Below are 206 nucleotides of genomic sequence, written 5' to 3'. Positions count from 1 at the left end.
TCTAACAACACGCGCAATATCCCGCATTACTCAGATAAGGGTCAATACACTGATATCTATTATGCAGCCAGCCGCAACCCTAAGCCTGACAGAACAACGCTTAAAAACGATATTCAAGTAGAAATCTGCGTGGTCGGTTGTGGTTATAGCGGCTTATCAACTGCCATACATCTTGTCGAAACAGATCATGAAGACGTTGTGCTTGA

The 206-nt window shown here is 43.7% G+C and carries 1 pseudogene; it reads left to right on the top strand.

Annotated elements, in window-relative coordinates:
• Positions 1 to 206: pseudogene (locus V6252_RS13815) on the top strand (gamma-glutamylputrescine oxidoreductase); the annotation flags it as partial.

The organism is Psychrobacter proteolyticus (assembly GCF_038155145.1).
In the GTDB taxonomy this organism is placed as follows: Bacteria; Pseudomonadota; Gammaproteobacteria; order Pseudomonadales; family Moraxellaceae; genus Psychrobacter; species Psychrobacter proteolyticus_B.
The sequence above is the reverse complement of the archived record's forward strand: the minus strand, read 5'-3'. Positions and strand labels throughout refer to the sequence as shown.